A 24,465-nucleotide genomic window follows, 5' to 3' on the forward strand; every position below is an offset into this window, starting at 1 on the left:
GTCAATGGCCTGGCCCCGGCAGGTGACTGGAAAGGGGCCTGCCGACTATAGGACAGTGAGAGCGCGCGGCGTGCGCCGGGTTGTTATACGGCGTATTCGATTCGCCGAGATCAGCGCGACATCATTGCCTGCCCCACAAACGCCTCGATCTGCGGCAGCGTCACATAGCCATTGCGCTGCGCGTCGATCTGGTCGAAGTGCTGCGCGACCCTCGGCAGGCCGGCGGCGGCCTGCTCGCGCGTGAGCTTGCCGTCATGCGTGGTATTGGCACGGGCGAAGCGCTCCTGCAATTGCTGCATCGCACGCTCCATACGCGGACTGGCGGCGGGCATCGGGGCGCTTTGGGCAAACGCGCCTGCGCAAGCCATGCACAGGGCGAGCACCGCAATCATCTTCTTCATCATGTTTTCTCCGTAAAGAATGGCCGGGCCTTGCCGGCGAGTGTTGAACGTTGGCCAGTGCGGCGGCAACGGACCGAACTATAGGAGGCCATCCCGCCCCTGTCGCCGTGGAAAACATGTCGCGGTATTTCACGGCTCGGCACGACCGCGGGCATGACACATGGCGAAATATTTGATGCATGGCGCCCGGCGCGGCCGCCCGCTACATTGGCCTCACCGACGCAGCGATGCGGCTCCGCAAAGCCAGGCGTCCCCCGCTCCCCACACAGGACGATCATGCACAACCTCCACAAGATCACCCTCCTCGCCACGGCCTTCGTCGTGTCGGTCTCGCTGGTCGAGGCCTTCTTCCTGGCACGCAAGGCACGCCGGCAAGGCAAGGCCTATCCCTGGCATGAAATGGGACTGTCGCTGGTCGACATGATCGGCCGCAAGCTGATGGTCCTGCTGCCGCTGTCGCTGGCCACGCCGATCTTCGCCTTCGCCTGGGACCACCGCCTGTTCACCGTCGAGATCAACAGCGTGCTGGCCGTGCTGCTGCTCTTCATCGGTCAGGAGTTCTGCTACTACTGGTACCACCGCGCGTCGCACCGCATCCGCTTCTTCTGGGCGACGCACGCGGTGCACCACTCGCCGAACGAACTGACGCTTGGCACCGCGTATCGCCTGGGCTGGACCGGCAAGCTCACCGGCACCGCCATCTTCTTCACACCGCTGGTTCTCCTTGGGGTGCGTCCTGAAGTCGTGCTGGCCACGCTGAGCCTGAACCTGCTGTACCAGTTCTGGCTGCACACCACCTGGATCCCCAAGCTCGGCTGGTTCGAGTACGTGTTCAACACCCCGTCGGCGCACCGCGTGCACCATGCCTCGAATGTCGATTACCTCGATGCCAACTATGGCGGCGTGCTGATCGTCTTCGACCGCCTGTTCGGCACCTATGTGGAAGAGCGTGAAGACGAGCCGTGCCGCTTCGGCCTGGTCCACCCGACCACCACGCATAACCCGCTGGTCAACCAGTTCGAGCACTGGGTCAGCCTGGGCCAGGACATGATGAAGTCGGGCAGCGCGATGCATGCGATCGGCTACCTGACGATGCCGCCGGGCTGGGCACCGGATGGAAAGGGGCAGACGACGGAAGCGCTGCGCCAGCAGCAAGCCGACGAGCGGCTGGTGGCGAGTGTGCGGTAACGGAAGCGGGTGGGAAAAACAGAACGGGCAGCCTGAGCTGCCCGTTCTGTTTGCGGGAACCGCCGCCCCTCAGTCCCGCGCAGCGCGCGCAAAGGCCTCGCGCGCGGTCACCCGGCCGACATAGTCCTGGATCACCTTGCTCTCCCCCACAAGTGGCGCCCCGAATCTGCCCGCCCAGGCCAGCGACGCCCCGAGATAGACGTCCGCGGCACTGAACGCCGCACCAAGCACGAACGGCCCGGGTGTCAGGGCCTTTTCGATGGTGGCGATGACATCGTCATAATCGCCCCAGCCAACCGCCTGCCTGGACAGCGGCGCGTCCTTGCGCATCATGCGGTCCGTCAGTGCAGGCTCGAAGCAACTGCCACAGAAGAACAGCCACCGCAGGACAGTCCCGCGTGCGGAAGCCCCCGGCGGCGGCATCAGCCCGGCCTGCGGAAAGGCGTCCGCCAGCCAGGCGATGATCGCGCCGTTCTCGGTCAGGACCGTGCCGTCATCCAGCACCAGCGTCGGGATCTTTCCCATCGGATTGATGGCGAGGAATTCCGGCGACCGGCTCTCCCCTTTGGTGAAATCGATGTGCTGCAACTGGTAGTCAGCCCCGACCTCCTCCAGCATCCAGCGCGCTACCGACGCGCGGCTCTGGGGGTTGTAGTAGAGCGTCATGGTCATACCGTTCTCCTGCTGGTTGTCGGGTCAGGTGATGCAACCGCAGCAGGATAGCACCCTGCACTACGCAGGTGGATCCAGCCGCCGCAGCGCCTCAGCCAGGGCGCGTTGCCGCGCATGCTGCAGGCGCCGCATGCGCCGGACGTGGCGATCGTAGCTGCCATCCTCCAGCAGCACGGCCAAAGCGCGCTGGACACCCGTCGCCGCGTGGCGGTCCGTCAGGCGCTTGGCCGCGGCAAAGGTCTCCACCAGCCGGTCGGAGACCACCATATAGCCCAGCCGAAGCTGGGGCGAGAGCGTCTTCGAAAACGTGCCGACGTGGATTACGCATCCGTGCGTATCGAGCGACAGGAGCGAGGCTTCCGGCCGCACCGAGTAGCGGTATTCGCTGTCGTAATCGACGGGAGCGGTGCCCCCATCGCGTAGGTGCCGTCCGCGATACGCGCGCGGAATTCGTCGTACAGGGCACGGCCGAGGCCACCCTGGCCATGCTTGCTACTGGGCATCCTATTCCCCGGCCGGCTCAACTGGCATGGTGAAATGGTATCAAACTGGCTGTTTTCACCCAACCGGAAGCACGGCACACTGTCGATCGGCGTCGCATCGTGGCGACGCGCGTTCAAAGTGGACCAGTCCCATGTACCTGCCGAAACATTTCGCCGAGCCGCGCGCCGAAGCCCTGCATCGCATCATGCAAGAGCATCCGTTTGCCACGCTCGTCACCCAGACCGCCGCGGGACTCGATGCCAATCACCTGCCCTTCCTGTTCGAACCAGCGGAAGGCGCGTGTGGCGTGCTGCATGCGCATGTGGCACGCGCCAATCCGGTCTGGCGCGAAGTGGCCGACGGATCGCCGGTGCTTGTGATCTTCGCCGGCGCGCAAGGCTACATCACGCCCAACTGGTATCCCGGCAAGCAGGAGACGCACCGCAGTGTCCCGACCTGGAACTACGAGGTCGTGCATGCGCACGGCACGCTGCATGTCCGTGACGATGAAAAATTCGTCCGCGGCGTCGTGGCCCGCCTGACCCGGCAGCACGAAGCTAGCCAGCCGCAACCGTGGAAAATGGGCGACGCGCCTGCCGATTACATCGCGGAGCAACTGCGCCACATCGTGGGCATCGAGGTCCGCGTGTCGCGGCTCGAAGGCAAGCGCAAGCTGAACCAGCACCATGAGGTGCCGGATCGGGAGGGAGCGATCCAGGGGCTGGAGGCGCGAGGGAACCGTGAACTGGCCCAGGCGATGAAGGACACGGCCAAGCCGGTGCAATGAAGGCAACAGGCGCCCGGGCGCCTGATGAAGATCGTTCCTAAAGCTCCCTGAAAGCCCTCTTTCGGATTGCGAAATTTGCCGCGACGGAGAAATCACCGATCCTTTAGCCGACGGCCGCACTCCCCGCTCCCACGGCGCGGCGGGAGACGGCGCCACCATGAAACTACGGAGACAAGGCAAATGATGCAATCGCGTACCGTCGGCGATCTCAAGATCACCCGCATTCTGGAGTACGCGGGTCCGACGCACGATCCCGCCTTCCTCTTTCCCGACATCGACCGCGGCGTGCTGGATGCCAATGCGGATCTGATGGCGCCGCATCATTGGATACCGCACATGAACAAGCTGATCGTGACGATCCAGTTCTGGGTGGTGCATGCCGGCGACAGCATCATCGTGGTCGATACCGGGGTCGGCAATTTCAAGCCGCGGGCCGGCATCGCCCGCATGAACATGCTCAATACACTGGTGCGCGAGTGGATGATCGCGGCCGGAGCCCCGCCGGAAAAGGTCACGCATGTGGTCATGACGCACCTGCACGCCGATCACGTCGGCTGGAATACCACGTGGCAGGACAACCGCTGGGTCCCGACTTTCCCGAACGCGCGCTACTACATCCCGAAGGATGACTTCCTCTTCTGCGACGAAGGCCGCAACAAGGAGGCGGGCGTGGTCGATGTGTTCGGCGAGTCGTTCTTCGACAGCGTGATGCCCGTAGTCAACGAAGGCCTTGCGGAGATGATGAAGCCCGGAGAGGAAATCGCCGGCTGCCTGCAGGTCGAACCCGCCGTGGGCCACAGTCCTGGCCAGGTCGCGTTCCGCGTGCGCTCCCGCGGCGAAGAGGCAATCTTCTGCGGCGACATCCTGCACAGCCCGCTGCAAATCGTGCGCCCCGACGTGAACTCCGGCTATTGCATACGGCCGGACCTGGCACGCAGCACTCGCCTCGCCTTCTTAAACCAGGCCGCCGACACCGGCGCGCTGATTCTACCGGTGCACTTCGGCGAGCCCTATTGCGGCTTTATCAGGCGCCAGGGCAGCGGCTTCCGCTTCGAGCCCGCCACGTGGTAGCCAACCAGGCAATCCGCCTGGCCTGCGCGGTTATCATCGTGGCTCAGTGAGTTTGCCGCGAGACCAGCTGCATGCCTGTTCCGTTTGATATCACCGATTTCCGCCTCTTCGTCAACGTCGCGGAGACGCGCAGCCTGACCCGCGGCGCGGAACGCTCGTTCCTGTCCGTGCCGGCGGTCAGCAACCGGATCAAGAACCTTGAAGACACGCTCGGCGTGCGCCTGCTGGAGCGCTCGCCGCAGGGCGTGACGCTGACGGCTGCCGGCGAGGTCTACCTGCAGCACGCGCGCGTGGTACTGACCGAACTGGAACGCCTGACCGGCAACCTGCAGCCGTTCACCGCGGGCCTGAGCGGACAACTCAAGCTGGTGGCCAATACCACCGCCATCACGGAATACCTGCCACCGGTGATCGGCGATTACCTGGCCACGCACCCGGATGTCCGCATCGAGGTACGCGAACGCCTGAGCGACGATATCGTGCGCCTGGTCCGCGAAGGCGGCACCGATCTCGGCATCATCTCGGGCAACATCCCCACCTCAGGCCTGCAGGCCGTACCGTTCGTCAAGAGTTCGCTGATCCTTGTCGCGCCGCTGGGCCATCCCCTGCTGGCCCAGCGCGACATCTGGTTCGAGCAGGCGCTCGACCATGCCTTTGTCGCGCTGCTCGAAGGCAGTGCCTTCCAGATGTTCTTGACGCGCGCAGCCGGCGCGCTGCACAAACCCATGACCATCCGCGTACATGTGGCGAGCCACGACGCCACATGCCGGATGGTGGCCGCCGGCGCCGGCGTGGCCATCATGCCCAAGGCCGCATTCACCCGCCTGAAGGGCGACCAGCAGATTGGTTCCTGCAACCTGCGCGATGACTGGGCCGTGCGCACCTTCCAGGTCTGCGCACGCGACCTGGACGGCTTGTCCAGCTTTGCCCGGGAGTTTGCCAATCTGCTGATCGACCGCTACGCCGCGGACGGCGAACCGGGCTAGCGCATTCGCGCACGGCGCGCTCCACCGGCTGCGTTAAGCCATCGCTAAGGACGGTTGCAGAAGTCGAAATTGTGTGCCATCGGGCAGCATGGCAACCTTGTCTCGCCAGACAACAACGAAGGCCAGACATGATCGACAAGCTTTATGGAACAGCGCGCGATGCCGTCAGCGAAGTGGCCGACGGCGCCACCATCGCGGTCGGCGGATTCGGGGGCGCCGGCATGCCCGACGACCTGATCGACGCGCTGATTGAACACGGTGCTACCGGCCTTACCGTCGTCAGCAACAATGCCGGCAACGGCGACACCGGCCTCGCCGCACTCCTCAAGGCGGGCCGCGTTCGCAGACTGGTGTGCTCGTTCCCGCGCCAGCGCGATGCCCACGTATTCGAAGCGCTGTACCGTGCCGGCGACATCGCGCTGGAGGTCGTACCGCAGGGCACGCTGGCCGAACGCCTGCGCGCCGCCGGCAGCGGCATCGGCGCCTTCTACACACCCACCGGCTATGGAACATTGCTGGCAGAGGGCAAGGAAACGCGTGAAATCAACGGACGCGGCTACGTACTGGAATACCCCATCCATGTCGATGTCGCGCTGATCAACGCCGAGGCAGCCGATCGCTGGGGCAATCTCATCTACAACAAGACCGCGCGCAACTTCGCGCCCGTCATGGCGATGGCCGCGAACCAGACCATCGCCGCCGTTGCTCGCGTTTGCGAGCTCGGCGAACTGGATCCGGAAGCCATCATCACGCCCGGCATCTTCGTCAGCCGCGTGGTGCTGCGTGACAGCACCGCCACGCGTGCAAACCCCGTGCACACGAGCTGAAGCCATGGATCAAATCGCAAAGAACCTGCTGGCCGCGCGCGTGGCGCGCGATATCCCGAACGGCTCGTACGTGAATCTCGGCATCGGCCTGCCGACGCTGGTCGCCAACCACCTGCCGCGGCATCGCGAAGTCATCCTGCACAGCGAGAACGGCGTGCTTGGCCAATGGTCGGCCGCCGAGCCCGGGCAGGAGGACTGGGAGCTGATCAATGCGGGCAAGGAGCCGATCCGGCTGGAGAAAGGCGCGGCATTTTTCCACCATGCGGACGCCTTCGGCATGATGCGCGGCGGCCATCTCGACATCTGCGTGCTCGGCGCCTTCCAGGTATCCGAGCACGGCGACCTGGCCAACTGGCACACCGGCGCCCCCGACGCGATTCCCGCGGTAGGCGGCGCAATGGACCTCGCCATCGGCGCCAGGCGCGTGTTCGTCATGATGGATCACATGACAAAGGATGGCGCCAGCAAGCTGCGCCGCCATTGCAGCTATCCGCTGACCGGCCTGGCCTGCGTCAGCCGCGTCTACACGGAGCTCGGCACATTCGCCATCGGCCCGCAGGGCGTGGCGGTGATCGAAATCGTCGGCGACATGTCACCGCAGGCTCTCCAGTCGGTCACCGATGTGGAGCTCGATTTCACCACCCTGGCGACGGCCGAACTGGCCTAGCCCCGCAACGAACAGTCCGGCGGAAACCGATCCGCACGGCGGCGCCGGTACCGCTTCGACAAAGACAAGAACCGACTTCAGGAGACAAACATGTTTGCTTGGTACAAGGCTGGATCGCCCCAGCAGAAGAAGACATTCTGGGCCTGCTATTCCGGCTGGGCGCTGGATTCCTTCGACATGCAGATGTTCAGCTTCCTGCTGCCTGCGCTGACCCTCACGTGGGGCCTGACCAAGGCGGAAGTTGGCGTGCTCGGGACCGTCGCGCTGGTCGTCACGGCGATCGGCGGCTGGGGCGCCGGCATTCTCAGCGATCGTTATGGACGCGCGCGCATCCTGGTTCTCGCCATTGTCTGGTTCACCTTCTTCGGCGTGCTCGCCGGCTTCGCCCAGTCCTACAACCAGTTGCTGGTTGCGCGTACGCTGCAAGGGCTTGGCTTCGGTGGCGAATGGGCGGTCGGCGCAGCGCTCATGGCCGAAGTCATCGATCCGAAGCACCGTGGCAAGGCCATCGGCTTCGTGCAGTCGGGCTTCGCGCTGGGCTGGGCACTGGCCGTGGTGGTCGCCACGCTGCTGCTGGCGTGGCTGCCCAAGGAACTGGCATGGCGCGTGGCATTCTGGAGCGGCATCATTCCTGCCCTGACCGTGCTGTTCATCCGTCGCCACGTCAAGGATTCCTCGATGTTCGAGCGCGCGCGCCAGAGCCGTGCCCCGCGCGCCTCGCTGGCTTCGGTGTTCAACCGCCGGTACGCACGTTCGCTGACGCTGTCCAGCGTGCTGGTGATCGGCCTGCAAGCTGGCTGCTACGCCATCCTGGTGTGGCTGCCGTCGCTGCTGAACCAGCGTCAGGTCGCGGCAAGCTCGTTGATCGTCACCGTGTTCATCATGGCCTTCGGATCGTTCTGCGGCTTCGCAGTGACCGCGGACCTTTCCGACCGCATCGGCAGGCGTCCCACGCTGATCCTGCTTTCGGTCTGCGCCTGGATCGTCACGGCCAGCTATATGCTGCTGCCGCTGAACGCGACGCTGGCGGCCATCCTGGGCTTCCTGGTCGGCTTCTCGGCCATCGGCATGTTCGCCGCACTGGGTCCTTTCCTCAGCGAACTGTTCCCGACCCATGTACGCACCACTTGCATGGGCTTCGCGTACAACGTCGGCAAGTCCGTCGGGGCCGGGTCTGTCGTCGGCGTCGGCGTGCTGTCGACCCATATCGGCCTGGCCAACGCCATGGGCGCGTTCTGCCTGGTGGCCTACGCCTTCGCGGTATTCGGCATCCTGATGCTGCCCGAGACGCGCGGCATCGCGATCGAGAACATCGGCGAAGCGGATGACCACCGCGAGTCAGGCGAGCTGGTGCGGCCCGCAACGGCTCATACCTGACCTGCCGCCGCGCGTGCCCCGGTGCCTGATACACAATCGAACCCACACACCAACCAGAAGAGCCAACACATGATTCGACTGCTATATCTGCTGGTCAAGCCAGCCGGCATGTCCGACGAAGCCTTCCGCGCGGAGTGCCTGCGCCACTACGAGATGTCGCATGAAGTACCGGGCCTGCACAAGTATGAAGTCCGCTTGGTCGCCGAGCAGCCGACCGATACGCACGTGCCCTTCCTTGACATCGGCCATGTGGATGCCATCGGCGAATGCTGGTTCCGGGACAACGCCGCGTATGCCCAGTACATGGCCTCTGACATCCGCAAGGCATGGTTCGAGCACGGCAAGACCTTCATCGGTCAGCTCAAGCCCTTCCGCACCGCACCGGTGGGCGCAGACGACGCGTCAAGCTGAACCCGCTCCCCCCAACATTCGACACCAGGAGACCCCATGCTTTACTGCGTACAGATGGACGTGAAGTTGCCCCATTCCCTGCCGGCCGAACGCGCCGACGCCATCAAGGCCGCGGAAAAGGCCCGCGCCGTCGAGATCCAGCAATCCGGCAAGTGGCCGCACCTGTGGCGCGTGACTGGCCGCTACGCCAACATCAGCATCTTTGACGTGGACAGCCACGACGAACTGCACGAACTGCTGTCGTCTCTGCCGCTGTTCCCGTATATGTCGATTCAGGTGACGCCGCTGGCTCGCCATCCTTCCGCGATCTGATATCTGCGCGCGCTAGCCGCCGCCCTTCGTCACAGCATCGAGCCGCGCCGCCGCCCGCGCAAGCCGGCGCACGCCTTCGTCGACCTGCGCTGCATCCGTGCTGGCGAATGACAGTCTGATAGCCGCGCGCGCGCGGCGCGCCGCATAAAATCCGGTCCCCGGAACGAACAGGACTTTCTCCGCAATGGCGTGCGGCAACAGCGTGGCGGCATCCTCAACACCATCCAGCGCAGCCCACAGGAACATGCCGCCGCCGGGCAGCGCGAAGCGGATCCGCTCGCCAAACGCCGCGCGCAGCGCCGCCGCCAGCCGGTCGCGCTTGTCCCGGTAGAACGCCACTTCGGTGGCCACCTGCCCCGCAAGCCGGCCCGACTGCAGGTATTGCGCGGCGGTCAGTTGGATCCATGGCGGCGTGCACAGGTCTGACACCTGCTTGGCAATCACCGCGCGGCGAACGATCTCCGGCGCGGCGATCATCCAGCCGATGCGCAGCCCCGGCGCCAGCGTCTTCGACAAGCTGGCAAGATGCACCACCCACGGCCGAGCGTCGGGTACCTGGGCGCACAGCGCCAGCAGCGACGCCGGCGGCGGGCCATCAAAGCTCAGCGCGCCGTACGGATCGTCCTCGACCAGCACCACGCGATACCGCGCCACCAGTTCCAGCAGCCGCAGGCGACGTGCGTGGGTCAGCGTCGCGCCCGTGGGATTGGCGAAGGTCGGCACCGTGTAGATAAGGCGCGGACGCAGCGACGGATCGGCCAGCAGGGCCTCCAGCGCATCGACGTCCATGCCGTCGTGGTCGGCCGGGACACCGCGCACATCGGCGCCGGCAAGCCGCAATGCCTGCAGGGTCGCCGGATAGGTCGGCTCCTCCACGAGCACCACGCTGCCCGGCTCCACCAGCGAGCGCACCAGGAAGTCGAAGCCCTGCTGCGATCCCGTGGTGACCAGCAATTCCTCCGCCGCCACGACCGCGCCGCGCTCCGACATCAGCGCCACCAGGGCGCCGCGCAGCGCCGGCGCGCCTTCGGTCGCGCCGTACTGCAGGCATTCCGCGGGCCGCTCGCGCAGCACCTGCGCCGATGCGGCGCCGATGCCCTCGGCATCGAACAGCGCGGCGCACGGGTAGCCGCCGGCGAACGAGATCATTGCCGGGTCGGACAGGTACTTGAACAGCTCCCGGATCGGCGATCCTTCGGGCTCCCGCAATGCCGGCACGAACGGATAAGCGGTCATGGCGTGTCCCCACTCAGCATGCCGCGGCGGTCATCTTGAAGATGCCCTGCGCATTACCTGCGTCAAAGCCCAGGTCGGTGCGCGAGACCGCCTGCGCGTCGTCGACATAACGGTCGCGGGTGATGAACTCGTAGAACGAGCCCGGCACCTCGCGCACGACCTCGGCGCCTGCGGCGTCGATGAACACGCGCTGCACGGGGTCCGCACGGAACGCCGTCTGGCGCACGCGCCCGCTCTGCGACACCTCGACCTTTTCCTTCATCGGGCGGCCGATGCGCTTTTGCTGCTCGGCCAGCGCGAACACGTCTTCCACACGGTCGGTCGCGTGATTGAAGGCATTGCCTTCGGTCGCGATCCAGGCCATCTCAGGCGACTCGGCCAGCAGGCACTCATAGTCATCCAGGCGCGGCGCGGCGTGCTGGCGGTCGAAACAGCGCGCCAGCGCGCCGATCAGCTCGGCGGCGTCTTCCAGCGACAGCGAACCCTCGCGCTCGAGCTCCCACAGCAGCGACTGCGCGCGCGGCGTCAACGGGTCTTCCGAGGTGCCGGTGATGCGGCTGACGGCCTGCCGGAAGTCCTCGCTGAAGCGCTCGGGATGCAGTTCGCTGACAAAGAACTGCGCAATCCCTTCGGGCGCGTCCTCATGCGCGTACGAGCGGCCGGTCATGCCGATGCGGTCCAGCGGATAGGTGCCGTTGAGCCGGTAGCCCAGCGGACGCAGGATGCGCGTGAATGCCGCCTCGCCAGCCGGCAGCGCGCCATTGTCCTGCCAGCGCACCGTGCGCAGCGCGCCGTGGTCGAAATACACCTTGCCGCCGGCCGTGGCCACGTCATCGGTATACGCCTTGCCCGTCGGCACGCGTTCCAGGATGCCGGCGAACAGCACCAGGTTCAACGCGTGCGCGACTTCCGCGCGCGAAGGGCGCCCCGCTTCGCCGGCGGGAAGCCCGTCCGGCGTGGCGACCAGTTGCGCCAGGCGATCCGCGGCCGGAGCGCCAAGGTGGAGGGAAAGGAGAGGAACGACGTTCTTGTCAGACATGATCGAATGCAGCAGGAAATAAAAGGGAAAAGCCGTGCGGTGTCAGTCCACCGACGCGCCCGACAGGCGAACGATGTCGCCCCACTTCTGGCGATCCTTCTTCAGCACGTCGGCAAACGCGTCCGGCGTGCTGGGCGCGGGCTCGGCGCCGAGTTCGCGCATCTTGGCCTGCACCGCGGGATCGCCGAGCGCGCGCGTCAGGTCCTGGCTGATCTTCTGCGCCACCGTCGCGGGTACGCCGCGCGGCGCGAGCAGGCCGAACCACGGGCTGGCGTCAAAGCCTGGCACGGGGCCGGCGGCCGCGACGGTCGGCACATTGGGCAATGCCGACGAGCGCGCCGGCGCGGTCACAGCCAGCGGCTTGAGCTTGCCGGAGCGGATAAAGGGCAACGATGCCGGCAGGTTGTCGAACATGACATCGACGCTGCCGCCCATCAGGTCGGAGATGGCCGGGCTGCTGCCCTTGTAGGCCACGTGGCTCATCTCGGTACCGGTCATGCGCTGGAACAGTTCGCCGGCCAGGTGCGTCGAGGTGCCGTTGCCGGCCGACGCCATATTGACGCGCTTCGGGTTGGCCTTCAGGTAAGCGATGAACTCCGCCAGCGTCTGTACGCGGGCACGTTCGGCGAAGGCCGGCGACAGCACCACCACATTGGGCACGCGCGCCACCATCGTGACCGGCGCGAAATCCGCGGCGGCGTCATAAGGCAGCTTCTTGTACAGCGTGGGGTTGATGCCGAACTCCCCAACCGAGCCCATCAGCAGCGTATAGCCGTCCGCCGTCGACTTGGCGGCGGCCCCGGTGCCGACGATGCCGCCGGCACCGGGACGGTTGTCGACCAGCACGGCCTGCTTCCACTGGATGGCAAGCTGCTCGCCGATCAGTCGCGCCACCATGTCGGTAGTGCCGCCCGGCGGGTACGGCACGATGATGCGGACCGGCTTGGCGGGAAAATCCTCGGCGCACGCGATGCCGGGCACGGTGGCGCCCACGGCTAGGGTCGTTGCGGCGAGCGCGCTGAACAAGCGTTTCATGCTGTCTCCTGTCTACCTGATGTTGTCGTTATTAGTGGCCGCAATCGAATGCCGAATGCGGTCAAGCAAGGACAGAATGATTTCTCATCAACTCTACGAGTTCAAGCGAGATTTCGGTATAGGATGATGACTTTTAGTCATCAACTCCGCTATCGCCCCCCCATGCGGCATCGACTTCCCAGCCTTTCCAGCCTGCGCGCCTTTGAAGCCGCCGCGCTGCACCTGAACCTGCGCCGTGCGGCGGCCGACCTGTTCATCACCGAAAGCGCGGTATCGCGCCAGATCGCGGCGCTGGAGAGCCTGCTCGGCGTGCCGCTCTTTCACCGCGCCAACCAGCGCATCACGCTGACGGCGGCCGGCGCGCTCTACAGCGGACAGGTGCGCGAGATGCTGCGCAAGCTGCAGCGCGACACGCTGGACGTCATGGCGCATGAAGGTGCGGGCGGCACCGTGGAGCTCGCATGCGTGCCCACGCTGGCGGTCGAGTGGCTGATCCCGCGGCTGCCCGATTTCTACGCGCGCCATCCGGGCGTCGTGGTCAACATCAGCGCGCAGTCCGACGTGTTCCTGTTCGATGGCACGCCCTACGATGCCGCGATCCACTTTGGCGAAGCGGTGTATCCCGGCGCGCACGCGGACCTGATGTTCAACGAGGAATCCGTGGCGATCTGCCATCCGGACTTCTTCGGACGCAGGAAGCGGATCGATGCCGCGGACATTGCGCGCGCGCCGCTGCTGCACCTTGCCACGCGCAGCTTCGGCTGGAAGCAGTGGATGGACGCGGCCGGCATCGACGACGTCAATGCCATGCGCGGCGCCCGCTACGATCACCACAGCATGGTGATTGCCGCCGCGCGTGCGCGGCTGGGCATTGGACTGGTGCCGCGCTTTCTCGTCGGGGAATACCTGTCCAGCCGCCAACTGGTGATGCCGGTTGCGCGCACGCTGCGCTCCACGCGCGCCTATTACCTGGTCTTGCCCGATTCGCGGCCGATGAGCGCCGCGATGCAGCATTTGCGCGCCTGGCTGCTGGAAGCCGCCGGCGCGTTTGCCGCGGCGCAGTCGGCGGCGGATGCCGGCCCCGCATCGCGTTAGCAAGGTTTGCACCCGGCATCCCTTCTTACATGCTCTGCAATCGTTGCAATGCTTCGAGGGCCACAAAGGTCCCCTGAAGCAACGCGAACACCGTGCCCTGCCAGGCTTGCACTCGGTACGAATCTTGCCGCTTTCCCGATACACGCCCATGCGAGAGCGGGCGCGATCGTGTCCGCGCGATCGTGTCCGTGTTCGCACCAGGCATCTCCCCGGTAACTCAGGACACGAGCATGAGCAACTATTACGACGACGCGCGCGAACGCGGCAAGCAGTGGGACGACGACGACTGGCAACCGGAATCCGGACGCGACACCTGGCAATCGGAACGCAGGCGCAGGCAAATGACCCCCGGACAGACCAGCTATGGCGGGCCCGCCCGCCAGCAAGGCGGCGATGACGAACGCTACCAGGGGTCGTACGGCCAGCGGTCCGGACGCCAGTCCGGCAATCCCGACGACAGGTACAGCGATTATGGCGCGCAGCGCTCCGGGTTATCCGAGCGTGATCCTTATGGGCAGCGCTATGGTGAGCGCTATGGTGAGCGCTATGGGCAGCGCTACGGCGGCCGCGACGAAGGACGCGCCTCCCAGCGCGAAGAATACCGTGGCAGCCACCGCGAGGACGAAGACCGTCGCCAGGGCAGCGACCTGCGCGCCGGCATGAACGGTGGCTACGGCTGGGAGCGCGCCCGCGAATGGCGCGATCCGCACGCGTGGCAGCGCGATGACAGGCAAGCCGAGCGCAATTGGCGCCAAAGCACCGAGCGCGCGCGCGAGCGAGATCGCGGCATGGGCGGCCAGGGTCCGTACTTCCGCGACCTGCGCAGCGATACGCGCTACTGGACCGACCCGGACGACGACCGGACCGAGGATCAACGCCACGGCCGCCACTACAGCCGCGAGGCGGCGCAGCAACGCGGTTGGGAAGTCGACGACGATCGCGATCGGGACGAAGACCATGGCACGCTCTACAACTTCGGGCGCCGCATCGGCGAGGCCGTGGGCGACTTGTTCGGCACCTCGGAACGGCATGAGCGTCCGACCGGCCCGCGCGGCTACAAGCGTAGCGACGACCGCATCCGCGACGATGTCTGCGAACGCCTGAGCTACGCGCACCGGCTGGACGTCAGCGATGTCAGCGTCGAGGTGAAGGACGGCGTGGTGACGTTGTCCGGGTACGTGAACGACCGCAGCCAGAAGTACGACATCGAAGAACTGGTCGATGCGACCTACGGGGTCAGTGAAGTCAACAACGACATCCGGGTGCGCCGGGATGCCGGCGGCACATCGCAGGCTGGCGGCGACGCGTCGTCGGGTAGTACGTGGAGGGCGTGATTTTTTTGGGAGAACGGTACGGCCCGGTTGTGACTGGGTCGTCGTTCTTGGCTGGCGCTGCTGTTTCGCCGGCGTCGCCGGGGCAAACCCCGCGCGTGCCCAGGGCCCTGCCCCCGCAATTCGGCAATGACCCAGAAGAAAGACCTGCACCAGGCAGGCCGTCTTGTATCGCCGTGCACGCAGCCTAATGCGCTTCGACATGCCTCTTGAAGTTGTCCAGGATGCTCTGCCACCCGCTCTGCTGCTGCTCGATCGGAAACTCCGATTCGGCATCGAAGCTCACGCGCACGGTAACCCCCCGCGGGGTATCGGCGAACTCGACCTGCGCGGTGCGGTCGCCAAAGGCGTACTCGATCAGCCTGTGCTCCTCGATCCTGGTGTAGGTACCGGCAAAGTCGAATCCCATGCTGCCATCCTTCGCTTCCATCCGCGAAGAGAAGTCTCCGCCCACGCGCAGATCGACCGTGGCGGCCGTGGTATGCCAGTCCTCTGACGCGGCATTCCATTGCTTGATGTCCGCCGGCGTGGTGTAGGCATGCCAGACCTTCTCCATGGGGGCCGCGACCGTGGTTTCTACCTGGATCTTCATAGTTTTTCCCTTTGTGGTCAATCCGACTCAATTCAGCATGCACCCGCGTTCGTTCCCACCGACACGCGTGCAGGCAGTAATATGACCGCTCCCTCTCTCAATTGGAAGTATCGCGATGCAAGTCCTGGTGGATGCAGATGCCTGCCCGGTGGTCGTGAAAGACATGCTGTACCGCGCCGCGCAACGTGTCGAAGTCTGCGTCACGCTGGTGGCCAACCAGTATATGCGCACGCCCCCTTCCCGCTTTATCAAGGCCCTGCAGGTACCGGCGGGCTTCGATGTCGCCGATGACCGCATCATCGAGCTCGCCACCAGCGGGGATCTCGTCATTACGGCGGACATCCCGCTTGCAGCCGCCGCGCTCGACAAGGGCGCCCATGTGCTCGACCCACGCGGCAGCTGGTTCAGCCGCGAGAACATCCAGGAACGCCTGACCATGCGCGAGGTGATGGAGCAGTTGCGCAGCGCGGGCGTCGATACCGGCGGCCCCGCAGCCTACTCGCCCCAGGATGGCAAGACGTTCGCAAGCCAGCTGGACCGCTTCCTGGCACGCCATGCGCGGCGGGCTGGCACCGCCTGAAGCCTGGCAGCCCGCGGGCCTTCAGCGTGCCGGGACCGACCGCATGCGCTTGCGATTCAGCAACAGCGGAATGGCACCGATGGCAATGCCGCCCATGCCGACGACATTGGTGACCCAGTCGAAGGTCGGGATGCTGTAGAGCGCGATGAAGAACAAGAAGATCCCGCTGGCCGCCGGCCAGATCACGTGGCTCACGGCCAGCCACGGTCCACGGGCCAGCATCCCGCGGTAGTACCAGCCGCAGGCCAGCCCGGTCAGCCCGAGATAGAAGCAAATCTGGAAGCCGATGGCCGTGATCGAATCCTGCAGGATGACGTTGACGGTTGGCAGGTAAGACGACACGAACAGCAGCACGAGCCCGGTGATCCAGATAAAGAAGATGGCGATGTGCGGCGTGCGCCAGCGCGGATGCAGGCGCGCATAGCGCGGGTGCAGCGCGCCGTCGCGGCTCTTGGCAAACAGCGTGCGCGTGAACTGCAGCATCTGCGTCTCGACCGTTCCCACCGTGCTCAGCAGGACCGCGATGATCGAGACGTAGCCCCAGGTCGGTCCGAACAGCTTCTGCGCGATGGCGAAAATGACGTTGGTGTTGTAGTGCTGGATCTCGGCATCGGACAGGCCGAGCAGCGTGATGACGATGAAGACCAGGAAGAACGCCATCAGGAACACCATCGACCAGAACGCGGCACGGCCGGGGATGCGGTTGGCGTCGCGCGTCTCCTCGCTGAGGTTCATGGTCACGTCCCAGCCGTAAAAAAAGAAGATGGCCACCAGCGCGCCGTTGGCAAACAACCCGGGTGTGAAGGCGAAGGGCGAGAACCAGGCCAGCGAGAACGGGTGCTGCGGCGCACGGGGGAACATGACGAAACTCGCGACGATGATCGCCAGCAGGATGATGGCCTCGATGATCGTCATCAGCACCTGTACGTAGCTGGTGAGCTTGATGCCCTTGACGACGACCGCGCTGACAAGGGTCAGCCATGCAGCCGCGATCAGCGTCACGTAGTGCACGTTGTTCATCATCGGCCGGTCAAGGATCAGCAGCGTGGCGTTGGCCGCCGGGATCATGGCCGAGACCATGAACACGCAGCACAGCACCAGCAGCGCCCAGCCCGCAAGAAATCCGAGCGTACGCCCGAACACCATGCTCACCCATGAATAGGACGTGCCGGCACTGGCCAGCGCGCGGTTCAGGTTGATGAACGCGTAGGCAATGCCGAACATGACGACGCCGCACACCAGGATGCTCGCCGGTGCCAGCGTGCCCGCCGTCCCGATGATCGTCGAAGTCGTGATCTCGATGCTGTAGGCCGGCGCCGTGCCGGCGATGCCCATGATCACCGATTCGACGATGCCCAGCGAATCGGCGTTGAGCCTGGCGGGTTCGTCCACAGGTTTCACGACCGCACCTGCTTCAGCGCGTCCATGCGCAGGCGATAGCTTCGCAGCAGGCAAGCCTTGTCGCTGCACAGGTTGCGCGAACCGCGCAGCCAGTCCCGTTGATCCGCACGCAGGCGCGCCTTGTTCGCGGATGCGCTCAGCTTCTGCTCGTAGAGTCCCGCCAGCGCCTGGTCGGCACTGGCCAGTTCCGCATCGCCGCAAATCAGCTGGGCCGGAACGGAAATAAGCTGGCTGCAGGCAAAACTGCGCATCAAGGCAGGCTTTGTCTCGCTCCGGGTTTCAAGCAGCCCCGCCTTGCACAGCCCTTGCAAAGCCCTGCAAGCGACATTGCGGTGGATCCACGCCATGTCTTGCGCACCGTATTGCTTGACGAACCGATTGATGGCGTCGTGGCTGACCCCGCGCTGCATGGCGTTTGCCGCGATAACCTCGTTGCAGAGCGAGTCCTCCGTGATGGTCTTCCCGTTGCGCCGGTAGCAACTGTGGAAGCCCAGCTGCCCCGTGCCCACGACGCTGCGGCGTTCGCCGGAAGCGAACAGGATCGACGCGCAAGCGGACGCGCACCTGGCGCTGTCCGGAACGGTGGTGTAGACGCGCACCTTGTCCATGGCATCGACCATCCGGAACGCGGCTTCGACATTGCCACCCGGACTGTTCAGGACCAGCGGCACGAGTCCTTCGCGATCACGGCCAGCCATTCGCGCCACCGCGAGAAACCGGTCGGCGTCGCCGTCCTGGATCTTTCCATCGCCGATGACCATGTTCAGATCCAGTTGCGGCTGGTGATAGATCCTGAACTCCATTCCCATCACCCCACCCGGCGACATCAGCGCGGCGAGACCCAGCGCCCGGAACCACAGCCGGCTTGCAAGCCAACCCACCACGCCCCTCGCCGCCGGGTGCCCGCTGCTGCGCATAGACGTCTCCTTGGCTGTGAAGGCTGAACGCATAACCACGACCAGCTGCCTGGAAGATCCAGACCCCATGCAGAACTTTGATCCAGATCAGAGAGAGGCGCGGGCGGAAGCATAGTGTTCAGCGTGAGGCTTCGATACGACGTGGCCTCAAAGGCGACCAAACTTAACCGATGGAGCCCGCCATGGCCACCCCGTTTTCCACCTGGCATGAAGACCATGTCCATTTCGCCCGGCTGCTAGACCTCCTGGAAAGCCAGGTCATCCTGTTCAATCGGGGAGAGCGGCCGAACTACAGCTTGATGGCGTCGATTATCCATTACATGCGGCATTTCGGTGATCGTGTGCACCATCCGCGCGAGGATATCGCCTACGCCCGTCTGGTCGAGCGCGATCCCGACATGGAGATCATGGTCAACCGACTCCAGCAAGAGCATCGTGTCATCGCGAACGTCGGCGAGACGCTGGTGGACCGCCTGAACGAGGCCGAGAGCGACATGATCAGTTCGCGCGCGGCCCTTGAGGCGGCCGCGGCCATGTACCTGGTGTACTACCGCAACCATCTTTCTTCCGAGGAGAGGCACGTCATGCCGCGCACGGCCCGGTTGCTGACGGCAGCGGATTGGAAAGCCGTTGACGAGGCCGTTCCGGCCGGCGCGGACCCGCTCTTTGGCGCGGATGTGCACCAGCGCTTCGTGGTCCTGCGCGCGCAGATCGAGAGCGAGGAGCGCGCGTTGTCCAGCCCGGGCTAAAACTACGAACTCCCAAGATCCTTCGGCCAGAACGTGATCCGGATCTCGGGCGGCGCAGAACCGCTTTCGTCCCGAGGCAACGGGTCGGAGAGCGACACGGCGCGCAGCACGGCGTTGTCCCAGGCGGCATTGCCGCTTGACCTGGCAAGCCTGGCGGACAGGATCGAGCCGTCGGGTGCCATGCGCACCGCCACGACGGCCGCCGGATTGCCGTTGACCTCTTCGCTGAACAGGATGTTTGGCTTGACCCGCTGCCGGACGCGCTCGGCATAGGCGGACGATGGCTTTCCGGACGTGCCGGTACCGTTGTTCGGTTCGGCGCCGCCCGCCTGCGCGCGCAGGCGCGACAGTTCGCTGGCGCGTTCGGCGCTGCTGGCCTGGCGCTGCGCCTCCCGTTGCGCCTCCCGTTGCGCCTCCCGTTGCGCGGCCTGGCGGCCCGCATCGGCGCGAGCCTGCGCTGCGTGCTGCGCCCTCTCTTCATCACGCGCCGCACGCTCCTTGCGCGCTTTCTCCTGCAGCGAGATATCGGCGCTTTGCTGTTCCACCGGCTTCACGGCCGGAGCCGGCTTGACCGGTGGCTCCGCGGGCACGTTCGGGACCGCCTCGGGGACCGCGTCCCACAGTTCGGCGGATACCCCTTCCGGCACCGCGTTGTGCCAATGCACGCCGTAGTACAGCAGTGCGCCAAGCAGCACGTGCATGAACAATGCCGCCAGGAAACAAGGCAGGGAGCCCCGTTCCTGGACGGGCTGGAAGGGAAGGACGCCGGTCTGCATGGATCACCTGCCTCGCCGCTTGTTCGCTGTCGGGATGGCAACCATCTCGTACGATGCGACGTGCGCCCCAGGCGGGTCAAGCTTCGCTACACTCGACGAAGCAGGACAGGCCCGAAGGGCCGCACTTCATGGTCCATTCTATGAAGTGCGGCGCAGGAGCGGAAATATTCCGGATGGCCGCGCCAGGACCAGGCGGGCAGCATGGCCGCCCGTGATGCGCGACCGATCCGATGTGCCTAGGAAGGATCCTTCGTGCGCGTACGGGAAACGGCGGCCATGATGCCAAGGCCGAGGATGACCAGGCAGGCAATGCCGATGTACACGGGCGCCAGGCCCGCGATCGACAGCCCCCAGGCGATCCCGCCCACCAGTACCAGCAGTCCGATCAGGAAGAGCGCGAATGACATAACTATCTCCGGCGGTGAATCGGCTAAAGTCAATGTAGTTGCCGATGCTCCGACGCAGCATCGGCGGGAGGCGCAAAGGTGCGTAGGCGGGTTCTGACTCCAGACGTGCCGCAACCACCACGACGCAAGTCGGGGCAGGACCGTGCTTCCCCTGGCATGCCCTATGCTGGTTCGCCCAATGTTAGCGGCCGGAGCCCCGGCAAATCATCGGCAAGAGGCTCCCCGCCTTGTCAAAACGATACGGTCATGTCTACGCGCGGCGGCAATCTGTGGAAGCGGTTCCTGGACATCGCCAAGCCATACTGGCTGTCCCGGGAGAAGTGGAAGGCATGGGCACTGTTGTCGGTGCTGGTGTGCCTGCTGCTTGGGCAAACCTGGACCAATGTGCGATTCAACGAGCAGACCGGCGAGTTCGCCTCGGCGCTCGCCGCCGGCGACGCGGACCGCTTCTGGTACGCCATCCAGATCTTCATCTACGTGCTGATCGCCGCCGTCCCGGTCTACGCGTTTTATTACTACACGCGCAACCGGCTGTTCATGCAGTGGCGGACCTGGATGACGCACCAGTACCTGGACAAATATTTCGGCGGCTGCGCGTTCTACACGCTGAGTGCCAGCACCGCCATCGACAACCCGGACCAGCGCATCTCGGAAGACATCAGCACCTTCACGCAGCAGTCCCTGTACTTCCTGCTGCTGATGCTGGGTTCGGTGCTGCAGCTGGTGGCGTTCAGCGAGGTGCTGTGGTCGATCTCGCGCGAGCTGGTGCTATTCCTGGTGCTCTATGCCGTCTGCGGCACGGTGGTCTCGGTGATGTGCTTCGGCAAGGTGCTGATCGGCCTGAACTTCTACCAGCTCAAGCGCGAGGCCGACTTCCGCTTCAGCCTGATCCGGGTGCGCGAGCATGCGGAGTCGATTACCTTCCATCGTGGCGAGCAGCATGAATCCGATCACGTGCGCGGCCGGTTCCAGCATGTATTCGCCAACTACAACCGCCTGAACCGCTGGCAGCTGAACCTCTACCTGTTCCAGTACGCCTATGCGTTCCTGACGCTGATGCTGCCCAGCGTCATCGTCGCCAACCGCGTGCTGGACGGCGAACTCGAAGTCGGCAGCGCGATCCAGGCCGCGGGCGCCTTCACGGCCGTGCTGGCGGCGCTGACGGTGATCGTCGACAACTTCGAGAGCCTGAGCCGTTTCGTTGCGGGCCTGGACCGGCTGGCCACGTTTGCGTCGTCATTGGCGCACACGCGCGTGCTGCGGCGCAAACCGGGCAGCCAGATCGAACGCCGCCGGGGCGACACCTTGTCGGTCGAGCACCTGACCCTGCATACGCCCGACTACGGCCGTACCCTGCTGAAAGACCTGACCGTGACGGTCGGCGCGGGCCAGAGCCTGCTGATCGTCGGGCCCAGCGGCGGCGGCAAGAGTTCCCTGATGCGGGCCGTCAACGGCCTGTGGAATTGCGGCAGCGGCCGCATCGTGCACCCCGGGCCCGGGCAGATGCTGATCCTGCCCCAGCATCCGTACATGGCGGTCGGCAACCTGCGCTGCCAGTTGCTGTACCCGCGCCACGAGGAGCGCCACATCGCGGACAGCGAGCTGTTGAAGCTGCTCGAGATGGTCAACCTGCCGGACCTGGCCGAGCGCGTCGGCGGACTGGATGCGGAACTCGACTGGAGCAAGGTCCTGTCGCTCGGCGAGCAGCAACGCCTGGCGTTCGCGCGCCTGCTGCTGGCGCGCCCGCGCTACGCGCTGCTCGATGAAGCCACCAGCGCGCTGGACGTCGACAACGAAGCCCGGCTCTACAGCCATCTCGCCAGCGGCCCCACCACGATCGTCAGCATCAGCCACCGCCCCACCCTGCTCAAGTATCACGTCCAGGTGCTGGAACTGCGCGGCAATGGCGACTGGCAGCTGCAGCCTGCGCACGACTACCGCTTCGCCTGGTAGGTTCCGCCCGCGCAGGTGGCATTGCCCGCACGCGCGCGGCGCATCCGTCACCGCCAGCACACATTGGGGTTTTCCGGCACAATGCGCACTCGCGCTGCGCCGGAGCGCGCTGGCAGCACGAGGCAGGACGCAGATCCCGCCCGCCAGCGAGCAGCGAATGAACCAACAAGATCTCGCGCTCCCCCATGACGGCTCCTCACGGCACCCCCGATTCCCTTTCCGCGCCCTCGTCCGGCAACACCCTCTCCGCCTTTCAAAGCCGCCGTGCCCTGCTCGCGCTCGGCGTAGGCAGCTTCGGCATCGGCACCGGCGAATTCGTGATCATGGGCCTGCTGCCCGACGCCGCGCGCGATCTTGCCATCTCGATCCCGCAGGCCGGCCACCTGATCAGCGCCTATGCGCTGGGCGTCGTGATCGGCGCCCCGTTGCTGGCCGTGCTGGGCGCGCGCTGGCCGCGGCGCAACCTGCTGATCGCGCTGATGGCGGCCTTTGCCGCCGGCAATTTCGCCAGCGCGGTCGCGCCCGCCTATGCCTCCATGCTGATGGCGCGGCTGCTGACCGGCTTTCCGCATGGCACCTACTTCGGCGTGGCGGCGCTGGTCGCGGCCGGACTGGTGCCGCGCGAGCGCCGCGCCCAGGCGGTTGGCCTGGTCATGCTCGGGCTGACCGTCGCGACGCTGGTGGGCGTGCCGATTGCCGCGGCCGTCGGCGCCTGGCTCGGTTGGCGCGCCGCCTTCGTGATCGTGGGCACCATCGGCCTGCTCACCGTGTGGCTGGTGTGGCGCTGGGTGCCATTCGTCCCGGCTGACCGGTCCGCCAGCCCGCTGCGCGAACTGACGGCGCTGCGCCGCAAGCAGGTATGGCTGACGCTGGGCATCGGCGCCATCGGCTTCGGCGGCATGTTCGCCGTCTTCAGCTACATCAAGCCCACCATGCTCGAAGTGGCCCAGCTGCCGCCGGGCGCCATTCCGGTGGTCCTGGCGCTGTTCGGTGCGGGCATGGTGGCGGGCAACCTGGCCGGCGCCTGGCTGGCGGACAAGGCCCTGACGCCGGCCATCGGCGGGGTGCTGGTGTGGTCCGCGCTGGTGCTGGGCGCTTTCACCCTGACCGCGCCGTATCCGTGGCTGGCCTCGGCCAATGTGCTGCTGATCGGCACGGTCGTGGCGCTCGGACCGGCGCTGCAGATCCGCCTGATGGACGTGGCCGGCGACGCGCAGACGCTGGCCGCCGCCCTCAACCACTCGGCCTTCAACCTGGCCAATGCGCTGGGTGCGTGGCTTGGCGGCGTGAGCATCGCCGCGGGCCTGGGCTGGACTTCCACCGGCTGGGTCGGCGCGCTGCTGGCAATGGGCGGTCTGGCCGTGTTTGCCTGGTCGGTACTGGCCATGCAGCGCGGCGGCATGACGGTGCCGCAGGCGTCCTGATCGTGCCATCTCGCGCCCCGGACATCCTGACGTCGTTCTTCTGGAGCGGCGACTGCCTCAGAAGCCGGAGCGTGAGCGATCGCGTGCTGTCCGGCACCCTCGACATACCGGCGCCGCCGGCGCGCATGCTGGCGGATTGGGCACGGGAAATCTCGCGCCACATGACGCTGGACGCGGGCGATGTCGAGGTCATGCCGCTCGCCCGCGCGCGGGCACGCTGGCCCGAATACGCGTACTGCGTGCAGGCGGTGTCCGACTGGACCGAGCAGCTTGGACTGGCCGGCGTACTGGCCGCCAGCGATGTTGCGCTGATGGTTTGCCGCGGCGCCAGGTATCACCATGATGGCGAGCAGTATGGCGGCGCAGCCTTCTGCAATCTCTTCCTGAGCGAGGACAAGGGGCAGGACGTACATTTCCCGTCACTGGACCTGCGCATCCCGCTGCGCCGTGGCACGGCGCTGGTGTTCGACACCTGCCAGCCGCATGGCGTGATCCCGCGCGGCAGCACGGGCTTTGATGAAGCCGACTTCCCGGACGGGCAGGACTGCACCCAGTTGTTCCTGACGTGGGAGCTTCCCGTCGAGGACCTCCGCGTTGCGCGCGCGCTCGACATCGCCTTCGATATCGCCCCGTCGACGGCGGCCACCGTGAATGTAGAGCAAGTCTGGCTCCATGGCGAACGCGTCAGCGTCCGCCCGGAGTGCGGTCAGTGGCACCCGGCGGCATAGCCCAAGCCAAGAGTTGGCAA

27 protein-coding genes are annotated in these 24,465 nt (G+C 65.8%); 16 read left to right on the top strand and 11 right to left on the bottom strand.

Translation table 11 applies throughout. The annotated features are described in order from the left end of the window. Positions 1 to 110: 110 nt before the first annotated feature. Complete coding sequence (locus AC3FKH_RS07530) at positions 111 to 401, bottom strand: EF-hand domain-containing protein (RefSeq protein ID WP_488674865.1); 291 nt, start codon at positions 399 to 401, stop codon at positions 111 to 113. Positions 402 to 677: 276 nt separating this feature from the next. On the opposite strand from AC3FKH_RS07530, the gene AC3FKH_RS07535 reads away from it, so the two are divergent. Next, complete coding sequence (locus AC3FKH_RS07535; RefSeq protein ID WP_488674280.1) at positions 678 to 1,589, top strand: sterol desaturase family protein; 912 nt, start codon at positions 678 to 680, stop codon at positions 1,587 to 1,589. A 69-nt stretch (positions 1,590 to 1,658) separates the two neighbouring features. Here the strand turns inward: AC3FKH_RS07535 and AC3FKH_RS07540 are convergent, their stop codons facing one another. Together AC3FKH_RS07540 and AC3FKH_RS07545 are read right to left on the bottom strand one after the other, a co-directional pair. Beyond that, positions 1,659 to 2,261 carry a glutathione S-transferase family protein gene (locus AC3FKH_RS07540; protein ID WP_488674282.1) on the bottom strand — a complete coding sequence of 201 codons (603 nt, stop codon included), beginning with the start codon at positions 2,259 to 2,261 and terminating at the stop codon, positions 1,659 to 1,661. A 60-nt stretch (positions 2,262 to 2,321) separates the two neighbouring features. Next, entirely contained in the window at positions 2,322 to 2,630 is a 309-nt protein-coding gene (locus tag AC3FKH_RS07545; RefSeq protein ID WP_488674284.1) for an aminotransferase class I/II-fold pyridoxal phosphate-dependent enzyme, read from the bottom strand. A 265-nt stretch (positions 2,631 to 2,895) separates the two neighbouring features. Between AC3FKH_RS07545 and AC3FKH_RS07550 the strand changes: the two genes are divergently transcribed. The 8 genes from AC3FKH_RS07550 to catC all read left to right on the top strand — a co-directional run bounded on the left by AC3FKH_RS07550 (position 2,896) and on the right by catC (position 9,182). Continuing rightward, the gene (locus AC3FKH_RS07550; protein ID WP_488674286.1) at positions 2,896 to 3,531 is read left to right on the top strand and encodes an FMN-binding negative transcriptional regulator; all 636 of its coding nucleotides are present in this window, start codon (positions 2,896 to 2,898) and stop codon (positions 3,529 to 3,531) included. Positions 3,532 to 3,711: 180 nt separating this feature from the next. Continuing rightward, positions 3,712 to 4,602, top strand: coding sequence for an MBL fold metallo-hydrolase (locus AC3FKH_RS07555; RefSeq protein WP_483713935.1), 891 nt, complete (start codon positions 3,712 to 3,714; stop codon positions 4,600 to 4,602). Between the two features lie 71 nt (positions 4,603 to 4,673). After that, positions 4,674 to 5,588 (top strand): LysR family transcriptional regulator, encoded by a 915-nt coding sequence (locus AC3FKH_RS07560; RefSeq protein ID WP_488674289.1) that lies wholly within the window; start codon positions 4,674 to 4,676, stop codon positions 5,586 to 5,588. A 128-nt stretch (positions 5,589 to 5,716) separates the two neighbouring features. Beyond that, positions 5,717 to 6,415 carry a 3-oxoacid CoA-transferase subunit A gene (locus AC3FKH_RS07565; protein WP_488674291.1) on the top strand — a complete coding sequence of 233 codons (699 nt, stop codon included), beginning with the start codon at positions 5,717 to 5,719 and terminating at the stop codon, positions 6,413 to 6,415. Positions 6,416 to 6,419: 4 nt separating this feature from the next. Beyond that, positions 6,420 to 7,082: a 3-oxoacid CoA-transferase subunit B gene (locus AC3FKH_RS07570; RefSeq protein WP_488674293.1), complete on the top strand. Its 663-nt coding sequence runs from the start codon at positions 6,420 to 6,422 to the stop codon at positions 7,080 to 7,082. Positions 7,083 to 7,172: 90 nt separating this feature from the next. After that, on the top strand, positions 7,173 to 8,459 hold the full coding sequence (locus AC3FKH_RS07575) for an MFS transporter (protein ID WP_488674295.1): 1,287 nt from the start codon (positions 7,173 to 7,175) through the stop codon (positions 8,457 to 8,459). Between the two features lie 69 nt (positions 8,460 to 8,528). Beyond that, positions 8,529 to 8,870 (top strand): 4-carboxymethyl-4-methylbutenolide mutase MmlI, encoded by a 342-nt coding sequence (gene mmlI / locus AC3FKH_RS07580; RefSeq protein ID WP_488674297.1) that lies wholly within the window; start codon positions 8,529 to 8,531, stop codon positions 8,868 to 8,870. 36 nt (positions 8,871 to 8,906) lie between these two features. Next, positions 8,907 to 9,182 (top strand): muconolactone Delta-isomerase, encoded by a 276-nt coding sequence (gene catC / locus AC3FKH_RS07585; protein WP_488674298.1) that lies wholly within the window; start codon positions 8,907 to 8,909, stop codon positions 9,180 to 9,182. 12 nt (positions 9,183 to 9,194) lie between these two features. Here catC and AC3FKH_RS07590 read toward each other — a convergent pair whose 3' ends face one another. The 3 genes from AC3FKH_RS07590 to AC3FKH_RS07600 are packed head-to-tail and all read right to left on the bottom strand — an operon-like array spanning position 9,195 to position 12,492. Next, positions 9,195 to 10,418: an aminotransferase-like domain-containing protein gene (locus AC3FKH_RS07590; RefSeq protein WP_488674300.1), complete on the bottom strand. Its 1,224-nt coding sequence runs from the start codon at positions 10,416 to 10,418 to the stop codon at positions 9,195 to 9,197. Positions 10,419 to 10,431: 13 nt separating this feature from the next. Beyond that, a complete protein-coding gene (locus AC3FKH_RS07595; protein ID WP_488674302.1) occupies positions 10,432 to 11,457 on the bottom strand; it encodes a DUF1338 domain-containing protein in 1,026 nt (341 codons plus the stop codon). Positions 11,458 to 11,499: 42 nt separating this feature from the next. After that, positions 11,500 to 12,492, bottom strand: coding sequence for a Bug family tripartite tricarboxylate transporter substrate binding protein (locus tag AC3FKH_RS07600; protein WP_488674304.1), 993 nt, complete (start codon positions 12,490 to 12,492; stop codon positions 11,500 to 11,502). Between the two features lie 162 nt (positions 12,493 to 12,654). On the opposite strand from AC3FKH_RS07600, the gene AC3FKH_RS07605 reads away from it, so the two are divergent. Further along, the gene (locus tag AC3FKH_RS07605) at positions 12,655 to 13,587 is read left to right on the top strand and encodes a LysR substrate-binding domain-containing protein (protein ID WP_488674306.1); all 933 of its coding nucleotides are present in this window, start codon (positions 12,655 to 12,657) and stop codon (positions 13,585 to 13,587) included. 230 nt (positions 13,588 to 13,817) lie between these two features. Then, positions 13,818 to 14,921: a BON domain-containing protein gene (locus AC3FKH_RS07610; protein WP_488674307.1), complete on the top strand. Its 1,104-nt coding sequence runs from the start codon at positions 13,818 to 13,820 to the stop codon at positions 14,919 to 14,921. Positions 14,922 to 15,105: 184 nt separating this feature from the next. On the opposite strand, the gene AC3FKH_RS07615 is transcribed toward AC3FKH_RS07610, so the two are convergent. Continuing rightward, entirely contained in the window at positions 15,106 to 15,510 is a 405-nt protein-coding gene (locus AC3FKH_RS07615; RefSeq protein WP_488674308.1) for an SRPBCC family protein, read from the bottom strand. A 115-nt stretch (positions 15,511 to 15,625) separates the two neighbouring features. On the opposite strand from AC3FKH_RS07615, the gene AC3FKH_RS07620 reads away from it, so the two are divergent. Then, on the top strand, positions 15,626 to 16,090 hold the full coding sequence (locus AC3FKH_RS07620) for a YaiI/YqxD family protein (protein WP_488674309.1): 465 nt from the start codon (positions 15,626 to 15,628) through the stop codon (positions 16,088 to 16,090). Between the two features lie 21 nt (positions 16,091 to 16,111). Here the strand turns inward: AC3FKH_RS07620 and AC3FKH_RS07625 are convergent, their stop codons facing one another. After that, on the bottom strand, positions 16,112 to 17,482 hold the full coding sequence (locus tag AC3FKH_RS07625; RefSeq protein WP_488674867.1) for an APC family permease: 1,371 nt from the start codon (positions 17,480 to 17,482) through the stop codon (positions 16,112 to 16,114). A gap of 5 nt (positions 17,483 to 17,487) precedes the next feature. Continuing rightward, positions 17,488 to 18,408, bottom strand: a complete 921-nt coding sequence (locus AC3FKH_RS07630) for an ATP-dependent Clp protease proteolytic subunit (RefSeq protein ID WP_488674310.1) — start codon at positions 18,406 to 18,408, stop codon at positions 17,488 to 17,490. 182 nt (positions 18,409 to 18,590) lie between these two features. Between AC3FKH_RS07630 and AC3FKH_RS07635 the strand changes: the two genes are divergently transcribed. Continuing rightward, on the top strand, positions 18,591 to 19,157 hold the full coding sequence (locus AC3FKH_RS07635; protein WP_488674311.1) for a hemerythrin domain-containing protein: 567 nt from the start codon (positions 18,591 to 18,593) through the stop codon (positions 19,155 to 19,157). Between the two features lie 2 nt (positions 19,158 to 19,159). Here AC3FKH_RS07635 and tolA read toward each other — a convergent pair whose 3' ends face one another. Further along, positions 19,160 to 19,933: a cell envelope integrity protein TolA gene (gene tolA, locus AC3FKH_RS07640; RefSeq protein ID WP_488674312.1), complete on the bottom strand. Its 774-nt coding sequence runs from the start codon at positions 19,931 to 19,933 to the stop codon at positions 19,160 to 19,162. A gap of 236 nt (positions 19,934 to 20,169) precedes the next feature. Beyond that, entirely contained in the window at positions 20,170 to 20,340 is a 171-nt protein-coding gene (locus tag AC3FKH_RS07645) for a hypothetical protein (protein WP_211949625.1), read from the bottom strand. 246 nt (positions 20,341 to 20,586) lie between these two features. On the opposite strand from AC3FKH_RS07645, the gene AC3FKH_RS07650 reads away from it, so the two are divergent. The 3 genes from AC3FKH_RS07650 to AC3FKH_RS07660 all read left to right on the top strand — a co-directional run bounded on the left by AC3FKH_RS07650 (position 20,587) and on the right by AC3FKH_RS07660 (position 24,445). Next, positions 20,587 to 22,293 carry an ABC transporter ATP-binding protein/permease gene (locus AC3FKH_RS07650; RefSeq protein ID WP_488674314.1) on the top strand — a complete coding sequence of 569 codons (1,707 nt, stop codon included), beginning with the start codon at positions 20,587 to 20,589 and terminating at the stop codon, positions 22,291 to 22,293. Positions 22,294 to 22,478: 185 nt separating this feature from the next. Further along, the gene (locus AC3FKH_RS07655; RefSeq protein ID WP_488674316.1) at positions 22,479 to 23,717 is read left to right on the top strand and encodes an MFS transporter; all 1,239 of its coding nucleotides are present in this window, start codon (positions 22,479 to 22,481) and stop codon (positions 23,715 to 23,717) included. 2 nt (positions 23,718 to 23,719) lie between these two features. Further along, positions 23,720 to 24,445: a hypothetical protein gene (locus tag AC3FKH_RS07660; protein WP_488674318.1), complete on the top strand. Its 726-nt coding sequence runs from the start codon at positions 23,720 to 23,722 to the stop codon at positions 24,443 to 24,445. Positions 24,446 to 24,465: the final 20 nt, after the last annotated feature.

It is taken from the genome of Cupriavidus sp. 21MJTG02-4 (assembly GCF_057798975.1).